Origin of the sequence: Corynebacterium confusum (assembly GCF_030408715.1) — a bacterium.
In the GTDB taxonomy this organism is placed as follows: domain Bacteria; phylum Actinomycetota; class Actinomycetes; order Mycobacteriales; family Mycobacteriaceae; genus Corynebacterium; species Corynebacterium confusum.
Genome location: NZ_CP047203.1, coordinates 1 through 5,487, shown reverse-complemented (window position 1 = coordinate 5,487; position 5,487 = coordinate 1). Strand labels below are relative to the sequence as shown.

3 protein-coding genes are annotated in these 5,487 nt (G+C 55.2%); 2 read left to right on the top strand and 1 reads right to left on the bottom strand.

Annotation, left to right across the window (positions count from 1 at the left end; all coding sequences use genetic code 11):
• Positions 1-610 precede the first annotated feature (610 nt).
• Positions 611-1,153 (top strand): hypothetical protein, encoded by a 543-nt coding sequence (locus CCONF_RS11470; protein WP_290226461.1) that lies wholly within the window; start codon positions 611-613, stop codon positions 1,151-1,153.
• Positions 1,154-1,543: 390 nt separating this feature from the next.
• On the opposite strand, the gene CCONF_RS11465 is transcribed toward CCONF_RS11470, so the two are convergent.
• Positions 1,544-2,710 carry a helix-turn-helix domain-containing protein gene (locus CCONF_RS11465; RefSeq protein WP_290226458.1) on the bottom strand — a complete coding sequence of 389 codons (1,167 nt, stop codon included), beginning with the start codon at positions 2,708-2,710 and terminating at the stop codon, positions 1,544-1,546.
• Between the two features lie 164 nt (positions 2,711-2,874).
• On the opposite strand from CCONF_RS11465, the gene CCONF_RS11460 reads away from it, so the two are divergent.
• Positions 2,875-4,323, top strand: a complete 1,449-nt coding sequence (locus CCONF_RS11460) for a replication initiation protein (RefSeq protein ID WP_290226463.1) — start codon at positions 2,875-2,877, stop codon at positions 4,321-4,323.
• Positions 4,324-5,487 lie beyond the last annotated feature (1,164 nt).

Sequence of the window (5,487 nt, the reverse complement as noted above, 5' to 3'; positions counted from 1 at the left end):
CGCCGGCGCTAAGCTCTTCTCTAGTTCTCTGTCGAGCTTCCATTGGGTTGTTGCGGCGGCATTCGCCGCCTTGCCATGCAGGGGATGTGCGGGGTACGTGAAAATCTGACTTTGACTGCTTGTGTGTGGGGCGATGAGCTGTCGATGACTTTTTCGACTTTTCTACTCTCATCCTTTAACGACGCTGTCTGCAGCCAGCTGTGTCGCCCTCGCTGGCTGCAGCGTTCGATGTGAGCTTCCTCCGTGCCCAGGTTACGGACAGCAGAGATCCTCCCGACTTGGGAGTGCTCAGGTTTAACTTGAATCACCATCAATGGTCCAAAGCCAGTGCGTGACGTTTGCTTGAAACGCTTGCCCTTTCTTGGCGCAAGTAGGGCTTTAGTAAATAGGCCCTAAGGTGTTCACTGCATTCATTAGAAAAATGCAAGGAAGTTTGTTCCCACATGTCCTATTGGAGACATGCGGCTGCGCCCTTTAGAAAGCACATTCTGTAAGTGACTAAAGAAAGATAATGGTTTAGTCAAAGTTATTTAGTAATAGCGTTTGACAGTTATGGGAATATACGTAAAGCTTCCTTTGGAAGGTAATCAAGCAAACGGGATGGTTTCTCATGCGCAAGTTTATTTCAGCTCTAGTTGCTTCTTCTCTGATCGTATCCTTTGGAGTACCGGCGGCTACTGCTCAGAGTTCAGATAATGCATCTACAGTTCAGCAGTCTGAGCTGGGTTCGTTTCTTATAAATAAAGATGGAATTAAATATCGTGAAATTACTGCAGAGGAACGCATCGCTGCAAATCAATTCGCAGAAGAAAATGGTGAGCCGGAGCTACCGGAAGAGTTTGCAACCCTAGTATTTCTGGATGGAGGGTATATAACTCCGGGAGACGATGACGGTAATCCGCTACCGCTTGCGCGGTCTGGGGGACTAGGTACTGCGTGGAAAGTAACCAAGTGTGCAGCGCATATTTCGGCAACTGTACTTCCCGCGGGGGCAGCGTTTAGAGCTATCAAGGGATTAGGTGGGGTAAGGAAGGCCGCTACCCTATTAGTTAAAGCCGGTAACCGGAGCGATTTTAGGAAAATCGCTGGTGGTGCGACAGCAGAGATTCTTGGTATTTCTGGAATCGAGGACAATTGCTTTAGGGGTTGGTAGTAGGTGAACAGAGACTCAAGCTCTTCTTTTGGTAGGGCCGCGACGTGGCTTCTATCATTTGTATTGTTGTATGTTGGCCTTGCAGTAGCGTTCTCAAATGTTGAGAGGACACCATTGGTAGTCGGCGGAGTGGGGGTATTTCTCTCCATGTGGGCTGTTGAGTCGTTGCAGAGTAAAGACTACAAGGGGGGCGGTATTCCTTTTTTATCAGGCGTAATAATCGTCATTGTCGCAGTGTCTGCTTCTCTACTTCTGTAAGCTATCTAGACAAGTGAGTCTTTCCCGATGGGCTGAGTCAGACGAGTTTTTGATGCAATGGATGCCGCAGCCCGGTCAGGAAATTCGGATGGGGAGTCGTTGCGTCACGCCCAGGAGATCATTCGAAACTGGCTAGGAAAATAGGCCGCGAAGGCGACCGAAGAATCCTTGCTGCGGGGGATTCTTGGGTTCTTCCTCGTGTGCAGTCTCTGCTTCTGTTGAAGCGAGAGCGGCAGGAGTTTCTAAGTCTGCAGTGTTGTCGTCGGTAGGTTGCCTCGACGGTTCGGGGGATGATTCGGGGGCTGGGGCATCAGATGAGCCGCGCTCTAGCATCAGTAGGGCCTTTTGGAGGTCTTCGATGCGGGCTGCGCGTTCCGAAGCGAGAACTTTTTGAGCCTCCAGTTCTTTGCGGAGAGACTGCTCGCGCAGCTCTGCTAGTTCGAGTTTGTGGTGCAGATTAAGGGTGTTCAGGTGGTCACCCTGGCCACCTGTGCGGACATGTTCATGGTCACCCTTGTGGTCACCCTGAACACCCCCGTGGTCACCCTCCTGGACAACCGAGTCTTCGGCGGGTGCAGGCTTTCCTGGACGCAACCCCGCAGCCCCGAGGGACGTTACCGGAATTGCCCACTGACCGTTTATTTTCCGTGCCCCGGGAAGCTCTTCCTTTTGCAGCATCCTCATGATCGTGCTGCGGCTTACCCCAGTTTCCTCGGCTGCCTTTCGGGGTGACCACGTGGTCAGGTGAACACCTGCATGGTCAGCTGTCTGGTCACCCCTGTGGTCACCCTGGTCAGGCCTGGTCATGCTTTGACCATACTGCGTCTCTGACACCGAAATAGAGCGCTGTTTCGGTGTGGCGAAAAACGAGAAAAAGGGGCAACTTTTCCACCGGCTAGATGGAAAAGTCGCCCTGCCAGGATTCAGCGCACAGTACAACCACGAACTGTTTACATGCAGCCAATCCATCAAGAGAACCGCATTGCAGGGAAGACGGATTTGCAAAACCGCCTTCTTCCTCATCCTGGCCAACACAGTATAAACCATCGTTTGTGCAGGTAAAAAGTAGGTTTTGTGGTGCAGGGTGTGGTGCAGGGTGTGGTGCAGGGTGTGGTGCAGGGTGTGGTGCAGGGTGTGGTGCAGGGTGTGGTGCAGGGTGTGGTGCAGGGCGTAATGCAGGGCGTAATGCAGGGCGTAATGCAGGGCGTAAAGCACGGTGTAATGCAGGGCGTAAAGCACGGTGTAATGCACGGTGTAATGCACGGTGTAATGCAGGGCGTAATGCAGGGCGTAAACCAAAAATATGTCTTCACCTGCGAATTTCTGCGTGTCGCCACTGGAAAATCACACCGCTGTCATTTAAACTTCAGCGGTGAAAGCCCTTAAAAACGAAGAAAGTCACTGGGCGGGCACCCAGTGACTTTCGCTTATCACCCAGCACAACCCTGGGAGAAAGCACGGTTATGAGTTTACAGACTCATGCGCAGAATGCGCACACTAAAACACCTACCCGCGTCGAACCAGACCGCGGCGGACTGGATAACACCCCAGCATCCGCCAGCGACCGCGACCTGCTCCGCGCGCATCTAGGCCGCGAGGTCCTCCACGGGTCTGTTGGACGGGATTTTTCCAAGTCTTATATGCGTAATGCTGACGGCACTAATTCGCCGAGAATGTATCGCTTCGACACCGAAGCTTTAGGACGGTGCGAGTACGTCATGCTTACCAGTAAGCAGTATGCCGCCGTCTTGGTCGTCGACGTTGACCAGATAGGAACAGCTGGCGGCGACCCCGCAGATCTGAATCCTTATGTCCGCGACGTGGTGCGCTCGCTTATCTCGAACAACATCGGGCCAGCGTGGGTGGGAATCAACCCGACTAATGGGAAAGCGCAGTTCATTTGGCTTATTGACCCTGTCTACGCTGACCGTGGCGGTAAATCAGCGCAGATGAAACTACTGGCAGCAACCACGCGTGTATTGGGTGAGCTTTTAGACCATGACCCGCACTTTTCCCACCGGTTTAGCCGAAACCCGTTCTATACCGGCAAAGCTCCGACCGCTTATCGTTGGTACAGGCAGCATAATAGGGTGATGCGTCTTGGAGACTTGGTAAAGCAGGTGAGGGATTTGGCAGGACACGACCAGTTCAACCCCGCCCCGCGCCAGCAATTTTCTTCTGGCCGCGAGTTAATCAACGCGGTCAAGACCCGCCGTGAGGAAGCCCAAGCATTTAAAGCCCTTGCCCAGGACGTGGACGCAGAAATCGCTGATGGTCTTGACCAATACGATCCGGAGCTTATCGACGGTGTGCGCGTCCTCTGGATTACCCAGGGCACCGCAGCTCGCGACGAAACCGCTTTCCGCCATGCGCTCAAGACAGGCCACCGTCTGCGTCAACAAGGCCAACGTCTGACGGATGCAGCAATCATTGATGCCTACGAGCACGCCTACAACGTCGCCCACGCCCACGGTGGAGCAGGCCGTAGCAGCGAGATGCCACCCATGCGCGACCGCCAGACCATGGCAAGGCGAGTGCGTGGCTACGTCACCCAGTCCAAGAGTGAGGCCTACGCCAGCTCTAGTGCGCCAGGAAAAGCCACGAGCAGCGAGCGCAAAGCACTGGCCACCATGGGCCGCAAAGGCGGACAGAAAGCCGCAGAGCGCTGGAAAACAGAACCGCATGGCGAGTATGCGCAAGGACAACGAGAGTCTCTAGCTGCTGCAAACAAGCGACGCGCTATCCAAGGACAAGGAACGCGTGGTCGCATCCTGTCTGTCTATGCTCAGACACTTTTCGATACTGGGAGTGCTCCGAGTGCTCGGCAGATAGCCAATGAGATCGGTTGTGAAAGGAGCACAGTAGCGCGCCATATTGCCGCTTTGAAGAAAGCTGGCCTGATACAAAGCTAGGGTGTGAATGCCGTAAGCAATATACGGTTCCCCTGCCGCTAGGCAGTTAAGTAAAACCTCTCTTAACAAGACTGGGTTGGATGGACCATGTCCCGGTGTCACTAAGAGTGCCAATAGTGTGTTGTTCCCCAGCCGCTTCGCGGCGTGGGCTCGGGCCGTGCAGTCCGGCCCGAAAGACTGACGGCACCACTGCTGCAAAAATGACTGGCCCACCTCTCTGTCTTGGCGGGTGGGTACAACATATTTGGAAACATTTCACCGCCCAGGCCTTTATGGCCCTGCGGGGCGGTGTAGTGGCTCCGCGCGGCGCGCTGTGCGCCCGTCTAAGCCGTTAAAGACCCGTCGGCGGTACCCGTGGAGGGCCAAACGCTTCTAGGCGATTGAGTACGCGAGGACTGCACCGGGGCAACCGAGCCGACCGGCTCGGGCGGCAGCCCAGACCGAGCACCTGGAGCCGGACAACGCGACGGTTTGGATATTCCTTTTCGCACGACCGAAATACGGTCACGCAAAGGAGGTTCCTGTGCAAAAACCATCGCACCCTCGCACCAGTCCTGGGCGATTCTCTGAACTGCTCTCGCTCGCTCTAGGCGCTGCCTTCGGCGCACTGCTTGCCGACCCCATGACCGTCATACACAGCTGGACGGAGCTGCCCGATCTGCTCGTCTTCTGGCACTAGCTCCAACACACTATATGCACTCTTAGTGACATCGGGTGACCAGGCATTTTAGTGCCTGGCAGGTTTTATCGCACGTGCGATAAAGTGGGGGCATGACAGCCCAAAAAGAAGTCTGCGAAAGGTGCGGGAAACCAATCCCACAACGGCAGGATCCGCGCGGGCGGCAGGCCCGGTTTTGCTCGGGAGCATGCCGCGCTGCGGCCTCACGTGAGCGCCGTAAGCGACAGCACCAAGAGGAGCTGGCACAGGCGCATGAGCAAGCCACACTGAAGCTGCGCACCCCCAGAGAGGAGGTGGCTGACGCGGCTCGCGTCGTTAGAGAGATGACTCGCGATCTCCGGATGGGGCGCGAGTTTCACGTCAGTGATGAGCACCAGGAGTTAGTGCTCGCGGTGCGTGAGTTTGCCGAGCTTATGGATAAAAATGCGCGCCGTTCTGCGGCCCCGGCCGGCTTGAATCGTGCCACCCGTAGGGCAAAGAAAAAG